Raw genomic sequence first — 22,692 nt, forward strand, 5'->3', positions numbered from 1 at the left:
ACCGAATATCCTTCTTTGGTTCGCGGTGGTCACAATGTCATGCAGGTTTCCATTTCCCCGGAAAAAGTCACTTCCGCTTTTCAGCCTACTAATTTATTGGTTGCTTTAAACCAAGATACGATTGATTTTCATTTTGAAGAACTAACCGATGATGCCATTTTGCTATTTGATAAAGATAAAAACCTTGATACCAGCAAAGTTAAAAGCTCGGTTAAGCTATGCCCAGTTCCTTTATCTCAGATTGTTAAAGACCTGGGTGGTCCGGAAATTATGAGCAATACTGTGGCTTTAGGCGCTAGCTTAGCCTTGATGGGCGGTGACCTCAAACATTTAAAAGATTTGATCACTGAGGAATTTGGTCATAAAAAAGCTGAAGTCATTGAACTTAATCACAAAGGGGTTGAGCAAGGTTACGACTACGCAGCCAAAGAATATAAAAATTGTTGTGGTAAGGTTTTGGAACCTAGAGCAAGCCAAGAAAAACTGATGGTGGTTAATGGCAATCAGACCGCTGCTTTCGGAGCTATTGCTGCTGGCTTGCAGTTTGCGGCTATTTACCCCATGACTCCAACTTCTAATATTTTACACACACTAGCTCCCTTGCAAGAAAAGTATGACTTTATTTATAAACAACCTGAAGATGAAATTGCCGCTATCAATATGGCCTTAGGTGCTGCTCATGCTGGTGCTCGGTCCATGGTGGCAACTTCTGGCGGTGGTTTTTGTCTAATGAGTGAAACCTATGGTTTGGCAGGGTTATCAGAAACTCCGGTCGTCATAGTTGAGGGTATGCGCGGCGCTCCGGCTACCGGTATTCCCACTTGGACTGAGCAAGGTGATTTGAAAATGGTTGTCTCAGCTCATCAAGGCGATTTTCCCAGAATTGTTTTAGCAGCTGGTGATGGTCAAGAAACCTTTGAGCTCACCATGAAAGCCTTTAACCTAGCTGATAAATACCAAACCCCAGTAATTTTAATCATTGATAAACATATTTGCGAAAATGACGAAAGCTACCCGGCTTTTGATTACAGCTCCTGGCAACTAGATCGAGGCAAATTTACTAGAGAAAAAATGGAAAACTTCAAACGCTTTGCCCTTTCTGATGATGGGATTTCTTTGCGTAGCGCCGCTGGGACTGGTAACTACTATTTAGCCAATTCTGATGAGCATGATGAAATTGGTTATTCCAATGAAGAAATTGATAACCGCAATGCGCAAATGAAAAAGCGTATGACCAAGCTGCAGACTTGTATTAAAGAAGATATGGAAGAGCCTAAGCTTTATGGGCCACAAGAAGCTGACATTACCCTAGTTTCCTGGGGTAGTAATAAAGGAGCTATTTTAGAAACTCTGAAAGATTTTCCTAACGTCAACTTTTTGCACCTGACTTGGGTCAGTCCGTTCCCAACCGAAGCAGTTAAACGTCATTTAGACAAAGCTAAATATGTCATCAATATCGAATGTAACTATTCGGCCCAAATGGCCAGTATTATCCGAGAAAAAACCGGTATTGAGATTTTAGATCATTTGCTTAAATACGACGGTCGTCCCATTTATCCAGAAGAGATTGCTGCCAAAATTACTAGTGTTTTGAAAAAATAGTATGAACCCAGCTGACTTAAACACACCTATCCAACCCAATTTTTGCCCAGGCTGCGGTAACTTTGGTATTATGGCTGCTTTTAAAGCTGCCGCTGCCAAAGAAGGTTGGGACAGTAGTAATACGGCCTTAACCGCTGGGATTGGTTGTCATGGCCATATCCTAAACTTTACCCACATTACTGGTTTTGAAGGCTTACATGGCCGCAGCGTGCCTCTAGCTACCGGTATTAAACTAGCCAATAAAGATCTGAATGTGTTTGCCTTTTGTGGTGATGGAGACTGTCTTGGTGAAGGTGGCGATCATTATATCCATGTCTGCCGACGTAACCATGACATTACGATCATTCTGCATGACAATGCTATTTATGGCCTGACTACCGGCCAAACTTCACCCGCCTCACCTCATGGTTTTGTGTCTAAATCCACTCCGGATGGTAATTTAGACTGGCCGTTTAATCCCTTAATTTTGGCTATTGGCGCCGGTGCTACTTTTGTGGCTCGAGGCTTTAGTAATGATTTGCAGCAACTGACAGAGCTGATTATTAAAGCCAATAACCATAGAGGCATTGCTATTGTTGATATTTTGCAACCTTGCATTACGTTTAACAGCAAAGCTTTCCCTTTGAATTTTTATCAAGAAAATACATATTATTTACCCGAAAGTTATGATTCAACAGATAAAGAAGCTGCTTTTGCCAAAGCTCAGGAATGGGGTGAAAAGAAAATCGGTTTGGGTGTTTTTTACGAAGAGACTAAGCAACCTTCATATGAGGCTCAAATTCCTCAAATTGCCGAGCAGCCTTTGGTCAGCTCTGAACCTGAAAAAAGAGATATATCAGCTGAATTTATTAAGTATCAATAAGTTTTATAAAGGTATTTCGCTACCCTTCCCACTTATGGGTGGGAGGTGTTTATTTTATGAATAAAGGAATTCAACTAGCTTTTATTACCGCTTTTGTATCTGGTGTGTCTATTTTTATTAATAAGTTTGCCGTGGGTGCTATCACTCCACCTTTAGTTTTTACCGCTACTAAAAATGTTGGAGTTGGCCTTGTTATTATTGCGCTTTTGATTTTCAGCCGCAAAATCAGTCAATTAAAATCACTGAGCAAGCAACAAATTAAACAATTGGTTTTAATTGGAATTATTGGTGGTAGCATTCCTTTTTACCTGTTCTTTACCGGCCTATCACAAATCCCGGCTATCAATGCGGCTTTAATTCATAAAACTTTAGTTCTTTGGGTAGCTTTGTTTGGTTTGCGTTTTTTAAAAGAAAACATTTCTTATCTTCAGCTGGGAGCTATCTTTTTATTATTTGCCAGCAATGCATTAGTCGGTGGTTTTAGCGGTTTAAGTTTTTCAACCGGCGAGCTCATGATTTTAGCAGCTACTCTTTTTTGGGCCGTTGAAAATATCATAGCTAAAAAAGCTTTGAAAACTCTTGATCCGGATTTATTGACCGGAGCTCGAATGGGTTTTGGTAGCTTAATTTTACTGGCCTTTTCTTTTATTTTTTATCCCCAAAGTGTAGCTCAAGTTTTTAGCCTGACTGGTACACAATACTTCTGGCTAGGCGCTACTGCTCTAACGCTTTTGGCTTATGTGATGACTTGGTATCGAGCTTTAAAATATGCCCCAGCTACTTTAGTCACTACTGTTTTAGTAGCTTCTACTTTGGTAACTAATGTGCTGTCAGCAATTTTTATTACCCACAATTTTAGCTGGGAACTGTGGCTTCAGTCTGGACTAATGGTTTTGGGAATTGCAGTGTTTGTTTCGGAGATGAGGAAAACTAATCTTCCCCTTCTGGCAAATAACTGATTGGTGTTGCTTTTTCCAAAATGTAATTCAAAGATCCCAAGTTTTTGTTGTCTAAATTATAAAGTTTCTTTTGCCAGTTTTTATTGGACGTGTGGGCAGCGACAATTTTCCCAAAAAATACGAGGTGATCTCCAATTTTGACTGTTTTTACAACCTTGCACTCATAACAAGCAATGCTCGCATCAATAAGAGGTGTTTTGATTTTACTAGCTGGTAGGAGTTTAAACTTAGTTTCTTTAGTTTTATCAACTTTCCAACCGTGAACTGAACCACAATACAAAACATCATTAGCTTGTTCAAGCGAGGGTAAGCAAAGAACATATTCTTTGCTTTGTTTAATTACTTTGCTAGAGAAGTGTTTTTCATAAAGCCCAACTACCCAAATTTTTGGGTCATGGGAAATAATTGAAAAATAGCCAACAGGACAAAAATTAACTCTTCCCTTAGGTTCTTTGCTAACAACCAAAGCTAATGGTTCTGGGAAAAATTTTTGCAGAGCAAGTTTGATTGAGGTTTTTTTGAGCATAATATTTTAAATAGATTTTACTAATTTCTCTGTCCACAGCTGTAAATTTTCAATTTCTTGTTTATTTAGTTTTTTGGCTACCCAACCCCAATGCACTGCTACCTGATCCCCTGTGTGTATATCAGACACTAGTTTTTTATTCCAATCTACTATTTCAGCTTTACTAATTAGTTGATAGTTATTTCTAGTCTTTCTTAAGCTTTGAGTTTTAACTTTTAGTTTTAACTTTTTCGCTTTTACTTTTTCGCTAACCACTCCCCACCGGATCATACATTGATTGATTGATTTGAGATTAAAGGGCACGCTGCCGCTGGTTCTTCCTACTCCCACATGAAGAATGTTAAAAAGATGGATGGGAATAAAAGCCTTGGGCTGTTTTTTACTGATTTCTTTGAGCAGCCAATCAGGTACACCTTGCTTAGCCAGATATTTAAGCAAAATTTGATAATGTTTGGGTTTGAATTTTTTAAGTAAATCATTGCCTAGCCAGTAAGCCTCAATAACTTGATAAGAAAAGGGGTCTAAACCAGTCACCTCTGCAATCGTTTGTAAGTAAGGGTTTAAGACGATAAACTTTTTAATCTCTGTTTCTACTCCTTTGCAATCACCGGCAATCATACACTTTTGAAATTTAGCTGGGGCGCAGTCTCGGCCACAATAACCCAGTTGATTAGGTTGTAAGGCAAAGTGAGCGCAAAGCTGTAAGGCTTTAGTATCCATAGTCAACATACTAAGCCATTGTCTTGGTAAAATAAAGCATGATTATTTACCTTTTTGGCAACCAAGATTATGAACCAGATAGCTTAGCTTTTACTGCTGCTAAAAAACTCAAAAAGATTTTCCCAAAAATACAATTTGTAACTATTAAACCCAATGAAGATTTACCGTTTGTGAGCCAAAAACAGATAGTTATTATGGATGTGATTGAAGGATTAAAGCAGCCTCAACTCGTAACTCAAGCTGATTTGGAAAAACTGCAATTGCCTCCCCGTTTCACGGCTCACGATTTTGATCTTGGTTTTCAGCTTAAGTATTTACAAAAATTGGGCAAAATTGGCCAGGTTTTTATCATTGGTTTACCAATAAATCAAAAACTAAATTATCAGAAAATAGAAAAGCTTGTTGCAAAGCTTCTAGCTTAAAACAACCTCAAGCAGTTCAGGAAAAATATCTGTTTTCATTTCCTCGAAGCTAAAATGACCCTTGTCTTTACATTGATGAAAAATAGTTTTTGAAAACATAGCTTTAATTGTTTCTACTGACTCTCTAACTCCGTCAACTGTTTCATCTTCTGAAATAAAAACGTGCATCTCTACAACTCTTTTCTCTAAATTAGGATCAATAGTAAAAGTAAGAAAAGGAGCTTTTATTTTTTTGGGGTCAAGCCAGGGAGCTACTAAAATCAATTTATTAATGCAAGCTTGGTTTTCACTTAGCCAACGAAGCAAAAAACCAGCTCCACAACTATGAGCCACTAAAATAGTTTTTTCATTGATATCAAATTTTTCAAATACCTGACACCACTTTTCATAACTTGGCTTATAAGGTTCTGGCATTTCTGGAGTTTGGGTAAAAATACCATTGATAAGAAGTTGTTTTTGCAACCAAGGTATCCAATGGCTATTTGATGAAGAAGGGTATTGATTACTGAAATATTCAGCCTCATCACAGCAACCATGAAGAATTACTGCACTTTTCATATCAGCATTATAACAATAAATGTATAGGGAAACTTATTTTTTACCTTTTTTCTCAATCCACTTGATCTTTAAAAAGTTGGTAGCACATGACATACAAGGATCGTAAGCTCTGATAATTTTTTCTGTTTCGTATTTAAGCTCATCCTGAGACTTAGTAGCAATATTATCATTAAAGTATTTTTTCAGGTCATTTTCCATATTGATCTGGTTTTGAGAGGTCGGCACGATCACATCACAGTCAGTGATGATTCCTTTATCATCTGTTTTGACCATGTGATACAAAATTCCTCGTGGGGCTTCGACTACCCCCACTCCAATCCCAGCTTTAGGCGTAAAAGCTATTGGTTTTTCATCTTTTATTTGGATAGTTTTTAAAATATCAATGGCTTCATCTACACAGTGTAAAATTTCTACTGCTTGAGCCAGGTTATTATCATAAATATTATTAGACGGGAAAAAGCCTAAATACTCACTAATATCTGCTTTAGTTCGAGGATGGAGCTGATCTAAATTGATATTGACTCGAGCTAGTGAACCAACTAAATAGTCTTCATGGGTATCACTAAAAACGTAGCCTTCGGATTGAGAATAAGGAATGACGACTGAGCGCAAGAAGTCATGAAATTGAGATTCTGGAACTTTGCGACCATCTGTATTGACAATCTCCCCTTCCAAAAAATCAAAGCGATTGGGGTTGCGTAAACACATATAATCACTATTTCTAATCAAAGAAGCATCCCAATCATAAAATAGTTTAATGCCACGAATAACTTGTGGCCGGATTTTTTCGAGTCGGTCGACTAGCTCTGGGAAAACTTTAGGATCAGGGTTTTTCAAAAAACCACCTACTGTTGGCAATGGCGCATGAATGGCTGCCCCAATAATGGCATTGGAAATATCCGTGCCCAGTTTTTTAATATCAAATGAATCATGTAGGAGTTGGTGTCCAAAATTGTCAGGATCTTCGGGAATATCCAAAATTGAATCAATTCCTAAAACATCAGGCAGTACAAAAAAATACAGGTGCAACGCATGATCGCGGATCATTAAAGCATCGTAGGCTAGCTGGCGTAAAATCCGAGTTTGTTCTGAAATTTGAATACCTTGAGATTTTTCGCAAGCTTCTAGTGAGGCAAAGAGATGAGAGACAGAACAGGTACCACAAATCCGGGACAAAAAAGCCGGTACACTCACAAGCGGTTTGCCTTTAACTGCTTGGGTGTAAAAACGCCGGTAATCACGGATAACAAACCTCAGATCAGTCACTTGACCATCAGCAACTTTAACCTCAAGACCAGCGCTACCTTCAACTTTAGTAATGCTATCAATAGTAATATCACCTGAGTGCATAATTTAGACTAATTTAAATAATTGCAAATACTTAGTAGCCGCTTGTTTAAAAACCGCAGCATTCATGGGACAACCGTCAACTTTGTCGTCAACTTTAATGATTTCTTCGAGTTTTTTGACTTTATCACCATAGTGAAAATGTTCGTAGTACCACTGAATCCGATATGTCAGTTCTTCTTCTTTAAAATCATTTCTGGAAGCTGAAGGCCGACCATTACAAGCACAACTACCAATTGCTACTACATATTTGGAATTGGCTCTAATTTTTTTAACTTCTTCGACTTGAGAATCAGAAGAAATAGCTCCTTCCACAAAAGCTACGTCTAAATCCCGCAGCTCATTTTTCATTTTAAGAGCTTTCAAGTGACGAAACTCAACCAACTTGCTCCAGTCATCATAAAGATCATTGAGTAGTTCAGTAAAAAGGATTAGGCAACCTTCGCAGCAGGTAAAGGAGAACCAGCCAACCACTAACTTTTTTTTGGAAGTTTTGGGCAGTTGATCATTCATAACTATTTATAATTATGGTTTAATAAGCATAATTTGTAAATTACTAATTTAAACTTTAGTTTTATGTGTTTAGCTATCCCTGGCAAAATTACTAAAATCAACGGTCGTGAAGTTTTGGTCAAATATCCTGACCAAACTCGTAAAGCCTTGCTGACTGAGGAAAAAGTACAAGTTGGTGATTGGGTTATGGTCCAAATGGGATTGGTGGCCCGAGTTCTATCAGCAAAAGATGCTAAAGAGATGCTTAAAGCTTGGCAAACAAGCTAGTCTTTCCTGCTTTCTAATCCTTCAACTACTCGAATTACCGGCTCTTTCCAAGGATGTACCTGCCAAATAGCTGCAATTATTTTCTGCAAGAGTTGTTCATCTTTGGGAATTGAAAATTCTAATTTGACTGTTTTAGAGCTATAGATTTTTTCGGGATCAATGTTTTGGTTTGGCTCAGCTTCAGGTTTGAGCTGGTAAAATTCCTCTCCAGCCGGAGATTGGAAATAAACCCCATGGTAATTGCCGTAGTTAAGTTCAGTAACTTGTTTAATTGCGTCAATTAAAACTTTAGCTTTTTCGGGAATAATATAAACCGTAATTTGATATGAATCAACGAGCATAGTATTCTTCTAAATCCATAAACTGAATTTCTTCCCTAGTATTTTTTAGATCTTGGATCGTAAAGTCTTGAGTTTTTTGATCAAATGCTACGCAACAATCAGCAATAACAGTAATAGCAAAATCTCGATCATAAGCTGCTTCTACAAAACTACGAACACAAAGATTAGTTAAAATTCCTGCCACCACAACTTTAGTAACTCCTACCAATTCTTGTTCAAGCTTGGTTTGATAAAAAGGGTTAATGCGATACTTGGTAATTAAAGTATCCTTTTTGTCTTTGTGTAGTAATGAAATTATCTCTACTCCTTTAGAATTAGGAGCAAAGTCTGTTTTTGAATCTTGTTCAATATGTCTAGTAAAAATGATTTTTAAACCCTGTTTACGAGCAAACTGAATAAGTCGATTTACTTTCTCTAATATTTTAGCTATATCACCCACGAAGTAATCAGACTTGGGATCAAGCCATTGTTCCTGAAAGTCAATCAAAATCAAAGCAGCGTCTGACATATTTAAGCTTTATTCTCCTCTTGCCATCTTGGTAAAGCAGGTAACATAGTATCAACCATAGTTTCAGCTTCTTCCTTGCTTTTACCCATAAATTTTATAGCTGCGCCAATACTGCCAGTCCGCACTTCTTCATAACTTTTAAGTTTACCCGTTTCTTGATCCTGGCAATAAATACAATAACGCTCATCAAATTTGGAAACAGTTTTGGCATCTGTGGGCATACCACAACTTTGACAAGTATTCATAGGTTTTTTAAAAATTAATAACAAGTATATTGTAGCAAGTAAACAGATTTTCTAAAATTTGCTACAATTGACCATTCTCTACCTATGATCAAAAAACAAATCATTATCATTGCTACGGCTTTAGCTATTTTTTTACTAACTGGGGCTATTATTTTTACTTTAGTTCAAACCAAAACTAACAACCTCACTACTTTTAATAATCAAGTTTTTGACAAAGCTCAAGTTACTCCAAAGCCCACTCCCACCCCAGATCCCCTGGCTCCACAGCAGATTTTGCTCTTAGGTTACGGTGGGCCAAACCATGATGGTGGTTATCTTTCAGACACGATTATGATAGCTAGCATTAATTTTAGGCAAAAACAGATTACGTTAATTTCCATTCCTCGAGACCTTTGGGTCAATTTGCCTATAGCCAAAGACCCTTACTATAGCAAGATTAATGCTGCCTACGCTATTGGTCTAGATGATAAAGGATATCCTCAAAAACCCAAGGAGTATTCGGGCACTGATGGCGGCTTTAACCTTGCTAAAACTGTAATCACCCAAGTTACTGGCCTTCCTATTAATTACACAGTCGGAGTGGATTTTTCTGGCTTTGAAACGATTATCAATACCTTGGGCGGAGTTGGTGTCTATGTACCATTTGCTTTTGATGATCCTTACTATCCGCTGCCTGATAAAAAAGATGATTTATGCGGTAAGTCTGAAGAGGAAGTAGCCCAAATTGAAGCAACGTTATCTGGAGAATTGGTTGAGCAATCTTTTAGCTGCCGTTTTGAAAATCTTCATTTTGAGCAAGGCTGGCAAAACATGGATGGTAATACGGCTCTAAAATATGCTCGCTCCCGCCACTCACCTACCAATGGCGGCGATTTTAGCCGGGCATTGCGCCAGCAGGCAGTTTTACAAGCAGTCAAAGATAAAGCCCTCAGTCTCTATGCTATTCCCAAAATCCCCCAACTGATTTCCCAGTTTTTTGATTTTGTGACTACTGATATTAGTCTGAAAGATGTGCTAGCCCTAGTCAAAAAGCAACCCAATCTAGGAGAGTATCAACTTAAAACTGTTGCTTTAACTACTGATAATGTCTTGACGTTTGGTGTCAGCAATGACGGTCAATCGATTTTGATGCCAAAAGATGGCATTGATAAATGGCAGAAGATACACAGCTTTATTAAAACCGAGTTGGAAGCTACTGATAGTGCCGCTCTAGAATAAGGTATAAATAAACGGCGCCAGAGCCGAACCAGAACTGACCACAAGTAAAACACCTATCAGCAGCAAAACTAGCATAATTGGTGCTAGCCAAAACAGCTTGCGCTGCCATAAAAATTCTACAACTTCTTTGAGTAGTCCTAGTGAGCTCATATATGATTTACTATAAAGCAAATATTAATCCAAAGTAAACTCCTGTCGCCAATTAGTATCATCTTTTAAAGGCTTCATGTCTTTTTTGTCTAGTAAAAAGTTTTCTAAAACCAAATAGTCAATATCAGTCCTCATAAAGCAGCGGTAAGCATCTTGGGGCGTACAGACAATAGGCTCACCTCTGACATTGAAAGAGGTATTGACCAAAACCCCATAGCCAGTCAGCTTTTTAAACGCCTTCAACACATCGTAGTAGTACGGGTTTTCGCTTTGGTTGACGCTCTGGACCCGGGCTGAGTAGTCAATGTGAGTAATAGCCGGAATATCAGACCGAGGCACATTGAGTTTATCTATACCCCACAGTTTTTCCTGCTTAGCACTCATTATTTTACAGTGGTTTTTATTAACTTGAGCAACAAGCAGCATGTAGGGTGACTTTCGGTCTAGCTCAAAATACTTACTAATGTCTTCTTCTAAAACTACCGGCGCAAAAGGCCGGAATGACTCCCGGAATTTGATTTTTAGATTCATAACCGACTGCATGGTTTTAGACCGGGCATCACCTAAAATACTGCGGGCCCCTAAAGCTCTGGGCCCAAACTCCATCCGTCCCTGGAAAAAGCCGATTACTTTTTCTTTAGCTAAAAGCTGGGCAATGGTATCCGTAAGTTTTTGTCGGTCTTCATAAAACTGATGCTTGATCCTATTTTTATCTAAGAACCTGGCGATGTAGGCATTACTAAATGAAGGCCCTAAAAGCGAGGCTTTTTGGCTATCTTGGTTTTTGACAACTTTTCGATTTTCTCCTAAATACTGATACCAAACTGACAGGGCTGCTCCTAAAGCTCCACCAGCATCCCCAGCTGCCGGCTGAATCCAAATATCATCAAAAATTTTCTCCCGTAAAATCCGCCCATTCGCTACACAGTTTAGAGCCACTCCTCCAGCCAGACACAGGTTTTTAGCTTTAGTTTGAGTCTTAGCGTAGCGGGCCTGGCGCAGCATAATTTCTTCAGCTACTTCCTGGACCGACCGGGCCAGGTCCATATCTTTTTGCGTCAGTTTAGTTTCACTCTTTCGAGCTGGACCACCAAAGAGTTTGTCAAAGGCATGACTAGTCATCGTTAACCCTGACAGGTAATTAAAGTACCTGAGGTTCAAATGAAACGAGCCATCAGCTTTGAGGTCAACTAGTTCATCCAGAATTGTTTGCACATACTTGGGTTGGCCATATGGTGCTAAACCCATCACTTTATATTCACCTGAATTGACCTTGAAACCCGTGTAGTAAGTCATAGCTGAATACAGCAGGCCCAAAGAGTGCGGAAAGCGCTGTTCTTTCAAAAGATTAATATTATTACCTTCGCCGTAACCAATACTGGAAGTCGTCCATTCGCCTACTCCATCTGTGGTTATAATGGCAGCTTTAGCAAAAGGTGATGGGTAAAAGGCTGAAGCCGCATGCGCCTGATGATGTTGGGTAAACAGAATCGGAACATTACTGATTTCTAATTCTCTAGCAATAGTCGATTTAATCCACAGCTTCTCCCGCAACCACAAGGGAATAGCTTTGGCAAAAGAAGCAAAACCTTGAGGCACTGTGTCAGCATAGGTAGTTAGAATCCGTTCAAATTTAACCAACGGCTTGTCATAAAAAACAATAAAGTCCAAATCTTGAGCCTCAATTTGAGCTAGTTGCAAACAAGATTTAATAGCTTGAGCTGGGAATGCTTCATCACCTTTTTTACGGCTAAAGCGTTCTTCCTGGGCAGCAGCTAGTATTTCACCATCTCGAACCAGACAGGCTGCACTATCATGGTAAAAAGCAGAAATTCCTAAAATATAGGTCATATTAAAACTGTTTTTCAAAATCGTTTTTACTTACCTTTTTGGGACTAAAATCTAACCAGTAGCTGTCACATTTGGAATCAATAGCTTTATCCAGCAAATCGTTTTTAAATAGTTTGATCAGTAGTGAATAGGGGGTGATAAAGATAAAATATATGATAAAGAGTAAAACAAGACTCACATAGTGACCTAAAAATTCCCCCAGTTTCATCCAAAGCTGGTAAAACTCATCCAAAGATGAGGGGTACAAAAAAGCTAAAGCGGCAAACAGAAAGGCCAAGAGCCGGAAAGCTAAAGCTAAAAAATCAGGTTCTTTACCCTGCCAACACAACGACAAAAAGAAAAAAACAAGAGCTAGGGTTTTACCAAAATCAGCGAGTTTAAGCGTGTCTTTCACAGGATACTGTTATAACAGTAAATCCTCGGCCTAGCAAGGAGAAGCAATACTTATTTTAAAGCTAGGGCTTTTTTTTCTAAAAAATGCCAACTAGCGGCGGCTAAAGAAACAATCAAGGGCAAAGCTAGAAGCGTAGTTTGCCAAGGAGTCGCCTGACCATGTAGAGCCCAAACCACCAAACCCTGGATCGGAAAAGCAAAAATATAGAGCCCGTAAGAAATATCGCCAATCCGTTCCAGCTTAATAGCTTGGTGCATAAAAGCCAAACCCTGATATAGCGCTACAAAAATAATTAGGTAGGCCAAGGTTGGCAGTAGCAGCCAAGGCGGTGATTTACCAGCTAAAGTTATAACAGTCCATAAAGCTACAGCTAATCCAACCAAAGTAGGTTTTAAAGGAATCCACTTTTTGTATAAAAACAGACATGCTCCTAACAGAAAATAGCTGCTAAACTCCAAAATGCGGAAACCGTTCATATTACCCAGATAGTGTTCTCCAGCCCGGTACGTGCCATACCACGGCAGCATCAGGAGAATAAGAACTGGCAGGAGGTAACGTAGTTTAGCTCTTAAAAGTGAGCCTAAACCTAAGATAACTAGATATAAGCTAAATTCATACTGTAAAGTCCAGAGCGAGCCATTTACAACTGGAATGGGATTATGTTCAAACACTCCCGGTAAAGGCAAATTATTATCTAAGTATAAAAATACTGTACCAAAATATTGATAGGTTTTATTATCTGTAAAATAGTTGGTTAATGATCTAGTAGTTACCAATGGTCCAAGTATAAAAATGCTTAAACTTACTACTAGAATAAGAGCCGGAAAAATTCGTAAAGCCCGAGCTTTAAGGTATGATCCCACATGCTGGCGTCTCATCCAGCTACCTGTAATTAAATAGCCGCTAATCGTAAAAAAAATAATTACCCCCAGCCAGCCATAGGTTTCTCTGGGATAAAAAAAGAGCTTTGGTTCGCCGTAGCCAGATATCGCGTAAGAGTGAGAAAAAATAACCAATAGAGCTCCTAGTAAACGCAGTAGGTCAAAATTATTCTGCCGACTAGATGAAGATTTCACCATGCCCCTAGCATAGCAAAACTCGCTCCACAATCAAAAGAAGATTAAAACCAAGCACTTAATATCAAAGCTATAGCTTGTAAAGCCATAGCTCCATGTACAAGCGGCAAAAATTGCAAAGCTGTTTTTGGTTTTGGACTGTTTGCAATTTTATATCCAACTAGAATAAGTAACGCATAGCTTAGCAAAAAGCCTGGCAAAGCCTTGGACTGAAAATTAAAAATAAATATCACTGAGAGTACTATATGCACAAACAAAAATCCTCCGATCCAATACACTGTTCCTTTGCTGCCATATAACCTTGGAATAGTTACCAATTTTTTCGCTTTATCATTAATTAGGTCAGCTAAATCATTAATACCTAAATGAGCTTCGGCCAAGGCGTAAAAAAATAAAAAGTACATTAAAGCTAAAAAATCAGGGTGACCTATCACTAAATAACCAGCAACAGGAAATAAAGCAAAATCAGTCCGACCTATCAGCTGGGAGTACGGGCATTGCTGCTTACGTTTTTTAATTTGATAAAAATACTCAACTATATATGAATACAACATCACTACCAGTACATACCAACAATGAGGACTAGGTAATGTAATTATTAGCCCTACGGCTATAGATGCTAAAGCAATAGCTGTAGCTAAGGCTTGTCTAGGACTAAGAGTGCCTAAAACCAAAGGCCTGGTCTTAAAGAACCGAAAATATTTAGTCAAACCATGATCCTGCTCTTTTTTATCAAGGTCTCGGTCTACCCAGTCATTCAGCACCATTCCAGCTTCAAAACCAAAAGCTCCAATCAGTATCACTTTTAGAAGTAAAATAAGTGAAAATCCGCCATAGTAAACTGTCCCAGTAGCAAATCCCGCCGTAAAAATTAAAATCCAAGCTGGAATAAAATGAGCCCGCGTCAAATCTAAAAAAGCCGTCAGCTTTGACATAAAATTATTATTTATGAAGAGTAATAAGTTTGATGAAATTAACTAGAGCTGCAACTGCAGTTCCAAATAAGGCAACTAGAAGTGTAAATTGCAAAATACTGTTTAGCTGATCATAACCAACTAGACCAAAATCAAACGGGAAAATGGTTTTCAGTTGCCAGATTGAATACAAGGTAACAGCGTGGGCAATGATTTGACTTAGTGGTTTGACCGGCCAAATATACATAACGTGACCTACAATTCGACTTACTGCTGAGATAATGGCTGAAGCAATACCAATTGGTAACCACAACTGGTAAGTACTGGTCACAAAAGGTAAAGTTGGAGCCAGATAGATACTAAATCCCAAAGCCAAGATAAGACCAATAATTTCACCAATTACCTGAGATGGGACCGTACAATGATTTTTATTCATAGATAAGGTAGTATTAGTATATACACAATTTTTTATCTTAGCTAGCTATGAACTTTATTTCACTTTTAGTTGCAGCTGTAGTTATTGCTCTATTGGTTTATTTCTGGTCCAGTCAACGCGGCAATATTTTATTTTCTCCCACCGCTCGTCATGATATTGAAACAGTCAATCAAAACCTGGAACAACTTGAACAAAAGATTGATACTTATAATCAACGCTACGATAAGCTAATCAAGTAATTTGCTTCTCTTCGGTTTTTATATATACTCTAGATATGTTGCCTCCTTCACTTATCCAGTATTTGCAACGATGTTTTAAAGCTGAAATTCCCTTTGATACTATCAAACCTCAGTTGGCACAAATGAATTGGAGCAAGGAACAAATAAGCGAAGCTGAACATTGGTACAATCAAGCTTCTCAAGATCAAGTAGATGCTCCGCCTCTCACCCCAATAAAGACTTCTAATCAAACAGGAACCTTTAACTCTATTGAACAGGTAATTCCTAAAAGACATCTAGATTCTGAAAGTTTTGAAAACGATAACTCTGAACCAGAAGTTTCTAAAAACTCTGGTTCTTTTTTTTATAAAACTATAGCGCTTGGGATTAATATACTAACTATTTTGTTTTTTCTAGCTGCTATCGGAGTAGTAACTATATTTCTCATTATCTCCGGAACTTTACCCGTAGTTTCAGCCCAGCAACAAAAGGAGCTTGGTGATTTTGTTATGGAAGCTGTGCCAGGTTTACCCTAGCTTTATAAGCCATTTACTAGCTTTTTCTAATTCACCCTTTTGCAAAGGTCCTTCCTTACTAGTCACGATAAAACCTTCAGCAGGAACTATCGCCTGACCACCTTTTTGAACTAAAGTTTTTAGTATTTTAGGAGCAGCATAACCAATAATTTTCATTACAGTTTTCAAAAATGCACTTTGATCTTGAGCCAGCATCCTAGTATCAAAAGCAGCCACTTTAATGTTTTTCAAACTCTGAGCCGGAATTTGATCCAAAAAAGCTTGAACAGCCAAAGTTGGTCGTCCACCATAAGTTGGCGAGCCAACTATGAGCAAATCTATTTTATTTAAATCTTTCCTGCTTGATTTACTAGCTGCCAACACGTTCACCTTGTGTTTACCGCCAAAACTTTTAGCTATATTTTCAGCTACTTTTTGAGTGTTGCCAAATTTAGAATCATAGACTATTACAATTTTCATATTTTCTATTTAACCACAACACTAAAAGTTTTTTCAAAGCCGGTTTGGATTCCAAACAAGGTGGGTTACATTAGTTCCACCCTTAACTAGTTTTAAGGCTTTCTCCATTTCATATTGACTCAATCCCGCATCATACGGTTCACGAGGTGGAATCTTGCCGGTATAGTACTTTTCTAGGATTGTCTTGGCTCGGGGATCACCGATTTGCCCCAAAGCCCAAATAGCATAGTTACGATCCCGAAAACTATTAGCATTATTATCAATAACTTGAATCAAGGCTTCCACGCAATCACCTTTATAGCGACCCTGAGCAGTTTGACAACGACCTCGCACATCCACCCCAATCCAAGTACTGGTAATTAAAAACAATAGAATAATAAAGCCACCTCCCAAAACTAGCCAATACAAAAACCACTGCTGCAGCCTATCTTTGGCAAAGCCAAGTAAGTAGTTATTTTTCATAAGCTTCTCCTTTTTGATTTTCATAAAAAACCCGTTCAATTCCAACTCCAAAAGCTTGAGCAATAGCAAAAGCCAGTTTCAGCGTTGGGTAGTATTTATTTTTTTCGATAGCTAGGATCGTTTGACGGGTTGCTCCTACAGCTTCAGCTAGCTGTTCTTGAGTCATGTCACGCTGGGCTCGTAAAACTTTAATATGATTTTTAATCATGAGCGGCCTCCTGTCTTTTTGTCAAAATACCAATAAATCAACCCGTAAATAGCTAAACCCAACAGTGTTATATAACCCAAAATAATACCCAACCCTTTAATAAAGTAAAAATCTTCCCTACGACCACCTGTAATCAAAGCTATGCTAGTTAAAAATAGTAATGGTAGGAGAATTTGGAACGAGCTTTGAGCAGCTTTTTCTCGCACTTGCTGTTGCCGTTCATCAAGCAAAATTCCTCTAACACTGGTTTTTAAAAGAGAAATCAGAGCCATATAAAAACCTAGCTCTAAAAAGATTAAAAATGGCATGTTTTGCCAAATTGCTACCGCCACACTAACCACCAAAAAAGCAAAGAGGGTAATTTTAATAGTTTTGTATTTTAAGATAGTCATAATGGTAAATATAATTTACTAAATGTAAAATATATTTACCATTATGAAATCAAAAAGTCAACTAATTGTGTAAGGGAAGAAATTTAGTAGCTTAGTGTCAGTGAGCCACTTCCCGAAAAACCAGCTGCTCCACCAGTAGCGGTAAGTGGTACTGTTTTTTGCTCCTGCCAAACTACACCCGTAAAAGTACCTTTAGCTGGAATGGGTACTAGTAAAGGTGCACAGCTACCTGTTACATTACCACTAATTGTGCCACCATCACCGCCTTTGTAACTACCACTAATTTGGCCATCACAATCTCCACTAAAATTTCCTATTACAACCCCACCTTCCAGAGGAATATTCATAGATATGCTGACACTATATTTTTTATAGGCAAAACTGCCGGTAGCAACCACCACCTCACCTTCTGGCTCAACTTGTTCTTGCGTTTCACTCAAACCCAGACATTCATTAATTGCTTGATCACCACATTTACTTAAAATTCCAGCATAGGTAAAATCAGCTCCAACCAGTAATACTAAAATGAGAATAATAATCAAAACTGGTGCTATCCCAGCTTGGGAAGTGCAATTTTTTCTAATTTTCATAGATTTTAAAAAATTAATAATATATTTATATATAAGCAAAAATAAGTAGTAAAGTCAATGATTTGTCTTTTATGTTTCCTGTACGTAAAATTGAAATAACTAATTCATGCGGCAACGATTATCTACTATTTTCAAAACGTATTGGCCTTATGCTATCCCCTTGCTTTTATGGTTAATTCAGCTTGCTTACACTCTTAACTCCTATCATCAGGTTCGATATGAAGAATTAGCTGAGGCCATCCGCAATGTCTATTGGTTCAAGCATGGTCAAGTATATGATTATCTCTCCGGCCATTTAGGCTTTTATCTTATTTACCATCTTTTTAACACTATTTTTGGGTTCAGTTTTTATAATCCTAAAATTGTTAAGCTTATTTTTGCCCTATGTTCTAACTATGCCTTGTTTTTTATTTTAAAAAAATATCTCAAACCGTGGTCTTTGTTTTTAGCTCTAACTGCTTACTGTTTGTCTCCCACCATGCTTTATTTCAATACGTTTTTAACTCACTATGGTATTGATCTTATTTTAATTTCCCCTTTACTTTACTTAGCATTAACATTACCCGCTATTAAATCTGGATACCTTAAAGCGTTTGCTTATGTTTTACTTGGCTTTTTGCTGAATCTCTATCCCAGAATTTATCTATCAACTATTTTTTATCTACCAGCATTACTACTTATTTCCTGGAGAAAAGCTAGCAAACTAGATTTGCTTAAATCTTTACTGTGCTTGGGATTTGGGTTTAGCTTGTTGTTTTTTGTTTTAGGACTGTTTGTTCCCTGGTCAGATCTTTTAACATTGGAGCTTAAACGCAATGCTGTGTTTACTCAGGTCGACAAATCCTTTGCCCCCACTCTCCTTATAAGCAATTTTAATCAGGTCTTAAGGGATATGTTTATTAATGGCAATAGTTATAATTTTAATCTTCAGTATCCAGATTTTTCCCTCACCTTTCCTGGCTTAGCATTACTGGCTGCCATGTATTTTATATATCGTAAAAAGTCACAAGCTGGTCTTACTTTGCTATTGGCCATAATCTCTCTCGGCTGTCTTCTCAATATTTACTCGGTAATTTCCATGACTGCTTATCCAGAAACTCAAGGTTTACGCCGATCAACTATCTTTCTATTTTCTTTATACCTAATCTACTGGATTGGTTTATGGGCCTATGATCATATCAAGCCAAAATCTTTATTTTTAACTGTAATATTAGTGTTGTTACCATTACATCATCTTCTAGTTTTATTGCCAAACTATCAAAATTTAGCTGTACCAGTTAGGTGGCGTTATCGGCAATGGATTGGAGAAGATTTTTACCAAAACCCCTATTTGGCTTACCAAAATATTCTCAGTATTATTCAACATCAAAATATAAACTTAAAATGTGAAGATCAAACTCCTTATAAAACCAGCGGCTGCCGTTATCAGGAGCTTTTCAGCTTAATCCGTTCGGCTTGTGAATACAACCATTTAGATTGTCACACTATGTATGGCTATGATCCCAAAACAAAACAATTTCTCGAACTTAATACAAAATTATGGGAAACCTATTACTTTGCGCACTAGGAAAGAAGTTTGTTATGATGGATAAAATATAAATTCAAAATTAAAGAAAGGGGGTGAGTGTTTTGAAACGTTATTTCATACTTTTAGTAGGAGCGGTTCTTTTGGCTAGCTGTAGCCTACCCGGTGCTGGTAAACAAGGAAATAATGGTAACCAGGCTGGTGCTGGCAATCAAGCTGGTAAAGGCAATCCTTTTTCTGGCTCATTAAAAGCCGCCATGGAACTAGGTGTACCAATCAAATGTAGTAGTTCTGTTGACACTGATGATGGTCAGGGTCAAGTTGATGGTATTATCCAGGGAAATCAATATGCTGGCATTATGACCATGAATGGTCAAAAGGCTAATGTACTCTTGACAGACAACTGTATGTGGAGCTGGAAAGAAGGAGATACCAGCGGCATTAAAATGTGTTTCGAGCCAGCTGAAGGTAGCGAGGATGACAATACTCCATTTGGTAATATTGATCCTAATCAGCTCAATGAGAATGTCAACTGTATGCCCACCGTAATCTCACCTAGTACTTTTACTCCACCTAGCAATATTAGCTTTATTGATGTGGATGATGCTATGAATGGGAATCTAACCCCCGAACAAAGACAACAACTTGAACAAATGGGTGAGGACAACTAAAGATCTAAAATGTCTCTATAAAAATAACACCTATTTTACATGGGTGTTATTTTATGCTTGGAGCTTGATTTTTATAGTATCAGATACAATAAAGGTAATACTTACTGCAAAGCCTAAGCTTTTGATCTTTCTTCCACCAATTTTAGAAGGTTAATAATTCTCTTTTTATCAATATTTTTTATAGAACTAATTGTAATATGTTTCATGGTTTTTCCTCCTCCATCAAATAAAGCCATATCTTCATTTATCAAACCTTTTAACGAAAAACCCAAGTTAACATGATCTTTTAAAGCAACAATGTAATACTGTCCATTTCCATAAGCTGGCACTCCCCATTTCATTTCTTCCTGCATGTCCGGAAAGGTGTCAAAAATTATTTGTCTTATTGTTTGACAAATTTCTTTCTGGGGAGTTTTTTGTTTTTCAATATAGGCGTCAACTTTTTGATTCATGGTTTTATAATAAACAAAATAAGGTCTTTTCCTATTGTAAACATATGACTTAGATTATGAAACAAAAAACTCATGACTTTTGTAGCTTGACTGGCATTCCCGGAGTTGGTCCCTCGATTGCCAAGGATCTTAATGGGATTGACATTAAAACAATCGCTGATTTAAAAGGCAAAAAACCAGAAAAACTGTACCAGGCTTGTAATACAAAGGTCGGCTTTACTCAGGATAGATGTTTACTGTATGTGTTTCGTTGTGCCATCTATTTTGCAAATGGCGGGCGTAATTTAGAAAAACTAAAATGGTGGAACTGGAAAGATAAAAAATGATTTTTAATAAATAAGAGAAATATGAGAAAATAATGTCATGTTATTAGCTAAATTGTTTGATTGGTATTGCGCTTTTACTTCAGATATTCGAGGAACACTTTCTGGGCTGACAGGCAGTAGACGTTCTTTGCGTTTAAATAAAAACTGTACCTTTACTGTTAAACATAATGTGTCTGTGGGTGATAATGTATTTATTAATAGCCAATGCTATTTTGAATCGATGGCTCCAATTGTCATAGGAAATAATGTTCTTTTAGGCTATGGCACTGCTCTTCTTACCACCAATCATAATTTTAAAAATTCTAAACTCCTTATCAGAGAACAAGGTATCGTAAGTAAACCAATTACAATCCAGGATGATGTTTGGATCGGAGCCCGAGCAACTATTTTATCTGGAGTAACCGTTGGTCAAGGATCGGTCATAGCTGCAGGTGCAGTGGTTACCAAAGATGTTGAACCATATTCTATTGTCGGTGGAATTCCTGCTAGATTTATAAAAAAACGTTATTAATTTAATTTAAAAAAAACTATGAAAACTTTAATCGTTTATTATTCTCGCACTGGCAATACTGCCAAAATTGCTAAAGAACTTGCCAAAAATTTAAAAGCTGATCTTGAAATTGTCTATGATACTAAAAATAGACGGGGACCTGTTAGATGGTTTTTAGCTGGTGGGGACGGTATGGGCAAAAAAATTACTGCCATTAAAACCCCAAAATACGATCCTAGTAAATATGATCGGGTAATTATTGGAACACCTATTTGGGTTAACGCTACCCCAGCTATTCGCACCTATATTCAACAAAATGTAAAAGGGCTAAAAAAAGTAGCTTTTTTCTGCACTATGGGTGGCATTAATAGCGAAGGCGTCTTTGCTGACCTGCAAGCCGAAACTGGCAAAAAACCAATTGCTACTTTAGCTATCAGAGGAAAAGATGTTAAAGCCAAAAACTATAGTAATGCACTTCAGGAATTTGTACATAAATTGAAATAGTTATTTTTGATATAAGGTTATGGAATATGGAATCTCACAAACTGAAATTGCACGTAGAAAAAAGGCTTACTTTACATTCTCACTAACCTTAATCATTGGTCTTTTTTTAGGATCAATGATGTTTGAATTTCCTTTATCTTTATATGTTTATTTAGCAGCAGCTGTTGGTCTTTTTTTGATCGGAATTTTCTCTTTCAAATTCTTTAGCAAGCTACTTCAAACAACAATCAGATTAAATAATAATCAGCTAGAAAAAATAACAAAATCGCTTTCTGAAAAATATTCTCTATCCGACATTAATCATGTGGAAATAAAATGGACATCACAAAAAACAATCAGAGAAATCTATATTTGGCTGAAAGAAAGGAAAAGTGTTTTTATCACTGCTTTAGATAATTTCTCAGGATTTAAAAATGAGTTGTTAGCAAAATTAGATAAAACAACTTGTATTAAAGAAAAACATGAATTTATCAAATACGATCATCCATTGTTTTATATCATACTGGGTTTGATAATTGGATCTTTAAGTGTTTTGGGTTTTAGATCTTTCGTTTTGGCTGACAATCAACTTATTAAAGTTAGCATTCGTGTTCTTTTTATATATTCAGCTAGTTTGGGTGTTTATTTTTTGATAGCTAAGCCAATTTCTAAAAGATCCGGAGAAAAAACACAATTTCTAGACTACATAGCAGGGCTTACATTAATTTTACTAGGAGTGTTGGTTTGTTTTTTTTACTTTAAGATTTATCTAAAAATTAATACTCTACGCTATTAAGGTTGTACGGGATTGCTTTGTCTAGTTTTTAGGCTCCGCCTAGTAGACGCATTCTGTAACCATAAAATAGAGTTTAGCGTCAACCTACAATTACTGCAAAACTTCTTTACGGACTGGCAATTAACGCCTAGTTTTGCGTAACTGTTCTTTTAACGGGTCAAAAAGCGCAAATTCA

The 22,692-nt window shown here is 37.4% G+C and carries 34 protein-coding genes; 14 read left to right on the plus strand and 20 right to left on the minus strand.

Annotated features, from left to right (window positions below; genetic code table 11):
* From GYA49_03110 to GYA49_03120, 3 genes are all read left to right on the plus strand, one after another.
* The coding region (locus GYA49_03110; protein ID NMC36010.1) for a 2-oxoacid:acceptor oxidoreductase subunit alpha at positions 1-1,602 on the plus strand (1,602 nt) is incomplete at its 5' end.
* Between the two features lies 1 nt (position 1,603).
* On the plus strand, positions 1,604-2,464 hold the full coding sequence (locus GYA49_03115) for a 2-oxoacid ferredoxin oxidoreductase (GenBank protein ID NMC36011.1): 861 nt from the start codon (positions 1,604-1,606) through the stop codon (positions 2,462-2,464).
* Positions 2,465-2,520: 56 nt separating this feature from the next.
* On the plus strand, positions 2,521-3,423 hold the full coding sequence (locus GYA49_03120) for a DMT family transporter (protein NMC36012.1): 903 nt from the start codon (positions 2,521-2,523) through the stop codon (positions 3,421-3,423).
* Here the strand turns inward: GYA49_03120 and GYA49_03125 are convergent.
* Together GYA49_03125 and GYA49_03130 are read right to left on the minus strand one after the other, a co-directional pair.
* Positions 3,395-3,949, minus strand: coding sequence for a flavin reductase family protein (locus GYA49_03125; GenBank protein ID NMC36013.1), 555 nt, complete (start codon positions 3,947-3,949; stop codon positions 3,395-3,397). The genes GYA49_03120 and GYA49_03125 overlap by 29 nt on opposite strands.
* Before the next feature lie 6 nt (positions 3,950-3,955).
* Positions 3,956-4,678, minus strand: a complete 723-nt coding sequence (locus GYA49_03130) for a hypothetical protein (GenBank protein ID NMC36014.1) — start codon at positions 4,676-4,678, stop codon at positions 3,956-3,958.
* A 29-nt stretch (positions 4,679-4,707) separates the two neighbouring features.
* On the opposite strand from GYA49_03130, the gene GYA49_03135 reads away from it, so the two are divergent.
* Positions 4,708-5,091 carry a hypothetical protein gene (locus GYA49_03135; protein ID NMC36015.1) on the plus strand — a complete coding sequence of 128 codons (384 nt, stop codon included), beginning with the start codon at positions 4,708-4,710 and terminating at the stop codon, positions 5,089-5,091.
* Here the strand turns inward: GYA49_03135 and GYA49_03140 are convergent.
* The 3 genes from GYA49_03140 to GYA49_03150 are packed head-to-tail and all read right to left on the minus strand — an operon-like array spanning position 5,083 to position 7,509.
* Positions 5,083-5,649, minus strand: a complete 567-nt coding sequence (locus tag GYA49_03140) for a hypothetical protein (protein NMC36016.1) — start codon at positions 5,647-5,649, stop codon at positions 5,083-5,085. The genes GYA49_03135 and GYA49_03140 overlap by 9 nt on opposite strands.
* 33 nt (positions 5,650-5,682) lie before the next feature.
* Positions 5,683-6,999: a Ni/Fe hydrogenase subunit alpha gene (locus GYA49_03145; GenBank protein ID NMC36017.1), complete on the minus strand. Its 1,317-nt coding sequence runs from the start codon at positions 6,997-6,999 to the stop codon at positions 5,683-5,685.
* A gap of 3 nt (positions 7,000-7,002) precedes the next feature.
* Entirely contained in the window at positions 7,003-7,509 is a 507-nt protein-coding gene (locus tag GYA49_03150) for a hypothetical protein (protein ID NMC36018.1), read from the minus strand.
* A gap of 63 nt (positions 7,510-7,572) precedes the next feature.
* Between GYA49_03150 and GYA49_03155 the strand changes: the two genes are divergently transcribed.
* Positions 7,573-7,776 carry a HypC/HybG/HupF family hydrogenase formation chaperone gene (locus tag GYA49_03155; GenBank protein NMC36019.1) on the plus strand — a complete coding sequence of 68 codons (204 nt, stop codon included), beginning with the start codon at positions 7,573-7,575 and terminating at the stop codon, positions 7,774-7,776.
* Here GYA49_03155 and GYA49_03160 read toward each other — a convergent pair.
* From GYA49_03160 to GYA49_03170, 3 genes are read right to left on the minus strand one after another with little or no spacing between them, the layout of a single operon-like run.
* Positions 7,773-8,117 carry a hypothetical protein gene (locus GYA49_03160; GenBank protein ID NMC36020.1) on the minus strand — a complete coding sequence of 115 codons (345 nt, stop codon included), beginning with the start codon at positions 8,115-8,117 and terminating at the stop codon, positions 7,773-7,775. The two genes, GYA49_03155 and GYA49_03160, sit on opposite strands and share 4 nt — an antisense overlap.
* Positions 8,107-8,625 (minus strand): cysteine hydrolase, encoded by a 519-nt coding sequence (locus GYA49_03165; GenBank protein ID NMC36021.1) that lies wholly within the window; start codon positions 8,623-8,625, stop codon positions 8,107-8,109. Before GYA49_03165 ends, GYA49_03160 begins: the two co-directional genes overlap by 11 nt.
* A gap of 2 nt (positions 8,626-8,627) precedes the next feature.
* Positions 8,628-8,870, minus strand: coding sequence for a hypothetical protein (locus tag GYA49_03170; protein ID NMC36022.1), 243 nt, complete (start codon positions 8,868-8,870; stop codon positions 8,628-8,630).
* Positions 8,871-8,954: 84 nt separating this feature from the next.
* On the opposite strand from GYA49_03170, the gene GYA49_03175 reads away from it, so the two are divergent.
* Positions 8,955-10,088 (plus strand): hypothetical protein, encoded by a 1,134-nt coding sequence (locus tag GYA49_03175; protein ID NMC36023.1) that lies wholly within the window; start codon positions 8,955-8,957, stop codon positions 10,086-10,088.
* Here GYA49_03175 and GYA49_03180 read toward each other — a convergent pair.
* The 6 genes from GYA49_03180 to GYA49_03205 are packed head-to-tail and all read right to left on the minus strand — an operon-like array spanning position 10,080 to position 14,909.
* Positions 10,080-10,238, minus strand: coding sequence for a hypothetical protein (locus GYA49_03180; GenBank protein NMC36024.1), 159 nt, complete (start codon positions 10,236-10,238; stop codon positions 10,080-10,082). The genes GYA49_03175 and GYA49_03180 overlap by 9 nt on opposite strands.
* 24 nt (positions 10,239-10,262) lie before the next feature.
* On the minus strand, positions 10,263-12,089 hold the full coding sequence (locus GYA49_03185) for a carbamoyltransferase (GenBank protein ID NMC36025.1): 1,827 nt from the start codon (positions 12,087-12,089) through the stop codon (positions 10,263-10,265).
* Position 12,090: 1 nt separating this feature from the next.
* On the minus strand, positions 12,091-12,483 hold the full coding sequence (locus tag GYA49_03190) for a hypothetical protein (protein ID NMC36026.1): 393 nt from the start codon (positions 12,481-12,483) through the stop codon (positions 12,091-12,093).
* A 50-nt stretch (positions 12,484-12,533) separates the two neighbouring features.
* Complete coding sequence (locus GYA49_03195) at positions 12,534-13,562, minus strand: acyltransferase (protein ID NMC36027.1); 1,029 nt, start codon at positions 13,560-13,562, stop codon at positions 12,534-12,536.
* Between the two features lie 41 nt (positions 13,563-13,603).
* A complete protein-coding gene (locus GYA49_03200) occupies positions 13,604-14,494 on the minus strand; it encodes a UbiA family prenyltransferase (GenBank protein NMC36028.1) in 891 nt (296 codons plus the stop codon).
* Between the two features lie 7 nt (positions 14,495-14,501).
* Positions 14,502-14,909 carry a hypothetical protein gene (locus GYA49_03205; GenBank protein ID NMC36029.1) on the minus strand — a complete coding sequence of 136 codons (408 nt, stop codon included), beginning with the start codon at positions 14,907-14,909 and terminating at the stop codon, positions 14,502-14,504.
* A gap of 47 nt (positions 14,910-14,956) precedes the next feature.
* Between GYA49_03205 and GYA49_03210 the strand changes: the two genes are divergently transcribed.
* Entirely contained in the window at positions 14,957-15,148 is a 192-nt protein-coding gene (locus tag GYA49_03210; GenBank protein ID NMC36030.1) for a hypothetical protein, read from the plus strand.
* Positions 15,149-15,183: 35 nt separating this feature from the next.
* Positions 15,184-15,663, plus strand: coding sequence for a hypothetical protein (locus GYA49_03215; protein ID NMC36031.1), 480 nt, complete (start codon positions 15,184-15,186; stop codon positions 15,661-15,663).
* Here GYA49_03215 and GYA49_03220 read toward each other — a convergent pair.
* From GYA49_03220 to GYA49_03240, 5 genes are all read right to left on the minus strand, one after another.
* Positions 15,655-16,122, minus strand: coding sequence for a hypothetical protein (locus tag GYA49_03220; protein NMC36032.1), 468 nt, complete (start codon positions 16,120-16,122; stop codon positions 15,655-15,657). The genes GYA49_03215 and GYA49_03220 overlap by 9 nt on opposite strands.
* A gap of 33 nt (positions 16,123-16,155) precedes the next feature.
* Positions 16,156-16,584, minus strand: a complete 429-nt coding sequence (locus GYA49_03225; GenBank protein NMC36033.1) for a hypothetical protein — start codon at positions 16,582-16,584, stop codon at positions 16,156-16,158.
* Complete coding sequence (locus tag GYA49_03230) at positions 16,574-16,792, minus strand: helix-turn-helix transcriptional regulator (protein NMC36034.1); 219 nt, start codon at positions 16,790-16,792, stop codon at positions 16,574-16,576. Before GYA49_03230 ends, GYA49_03225 begins: the two co-directional genes overlap by 11 nt.
* On the minus strand, positions 16,789-17,184 hold the full coding sequence (locus GYA49_03235; protein NMC36035.1) for a DUF2178 domain-containing protein: 396 nt from the start codon (positions 17,182-17,184) through the stop codon (positions 16,789-16,791). Before GYA49_03235 ends, GYA49_03230 begins: the two co-directional genes overlap by 4 nt.
* A gap of 83 nt (positions 17,185-17,267) precedes the next feature.
* Complete coding sequence (locus GYA49_03240; GenBank protein NMC36036.1) at positions 17,268-17,774, minus strand: hypothetical protein; 507 nt, start codon at positions 17,772-17,774, stop codon at positions 17,268-17,270.
* A gap of 106 nt (positions 17,775-17,880) precedes the next feature.
* On the opposite strand from GYA49_03240, the gene GYA49_03245 reads away from it, so the two are divergent.
* Together GYA49_03245 and GYA49_03250 are read left to right on the plus strand one after the other, a co-directional pair.
* Positions 17,881-19,341, plus strand: coding sequence for a glycosyltransferase family 39 protein (locus tag GYA49_03245; GenBank protein ID NMC36037.1), 1,461 nt, complete (start codon positions 17,881-17,883; stop codon positions 19,339-19,341).
* A 53-nt stretch (positions 19,342-19,394) separates the two neighbouring features.
* Positions 19,395-19,970, plus strand: a complete 576-nt coding sequence (locus GYA49_03250; GenBank protein NMC36038.1) for a hypothetical protein — start codon at positions 19,395-19,397, stop codon at positions 19,968-19,970.
* 113 nt (positions 19,971-20,083) lie between these two features.
* On the opposite strand, the gene GYA49_03255 is transcribed toward GYA49_03250, so the two are convergent.
* Complete coding sequence (locus tag GYA49_03255; protein ID NMC36039.1) at positions 20,084-20,422, minus strand: DUF1801 domain-containing protein; 339 nt, start codon at positions 20,420-20,422, stop codon at positions 20,084-20,086.
* A 56-nt stretch (positions 20,423-20,478) separates the two neighbouring features.
* Here GYA49_03255 and GYA49_03260 point away from each other — a divergent pair, with 56 nt between their 5' ends.
* Genes GYA49_03260 through GYA49_03275 form a run of 4 tightly spaced genes read left to right on the plus strand, consistent with a single transcriptional unit; the run spans position 20,479 to position 22,517 of the window.
* Positions 20,479-20,748 carry a pathogenicity locus gene (locus tag GYA49_03260; protein ID NMC36040.1) on the plus strand — a complete coding sequence of 90 codons (270 nt, stop codon included), beginning with the start codon at positions 20,479-20,481 and terminating at the stop codon, positions 20,746-20,748.
* 37 nt (positions 20,749-20,785) lie between these two features.
* Positions 20,786-21,259, plus strand: coding sequence for an acyltransferase (locus GYA49_03265; GenBank protein ID NMC36041.1), 474 nt, complete (start codon positions 20,786-20,788; stop codon positions 21,257-21,259).
* Positions 21,260-21,277: 18 nt separating this feature from the next.
* Positions 21,278-21,742, plus strand: coding sequence for a hypothetical protein (locus tag GYA49_03270; GenBank protein NMC36042.1), 465 nt, complete (start codon positions 21,278-21,280; stop codon positions 21,740-21,742).
* Between the two features lie 19 nt (positions 21,743-21,761).
* Complete coding sequence (locus tag GYA49_03275) at positions 21,762-22,517, plus strand: hypothetical protein (GenBank protein NMC36043.1); 756 nt, start codon at positions 21,762-21,764, stop codon at positions 22,515-22,517.
* The last annotated feature ends 175 nt before the right edge of the window (positions 22,518-22,692 follow it).

Source organism: Candidatus Beckwithbacteria bacterium (assembly GCA_012797845.1).
Lineage (GTDB): Bacteria > Patescibacteriota > Microgenomatia > UBA1400 > UBA1449 > JAAZOH01.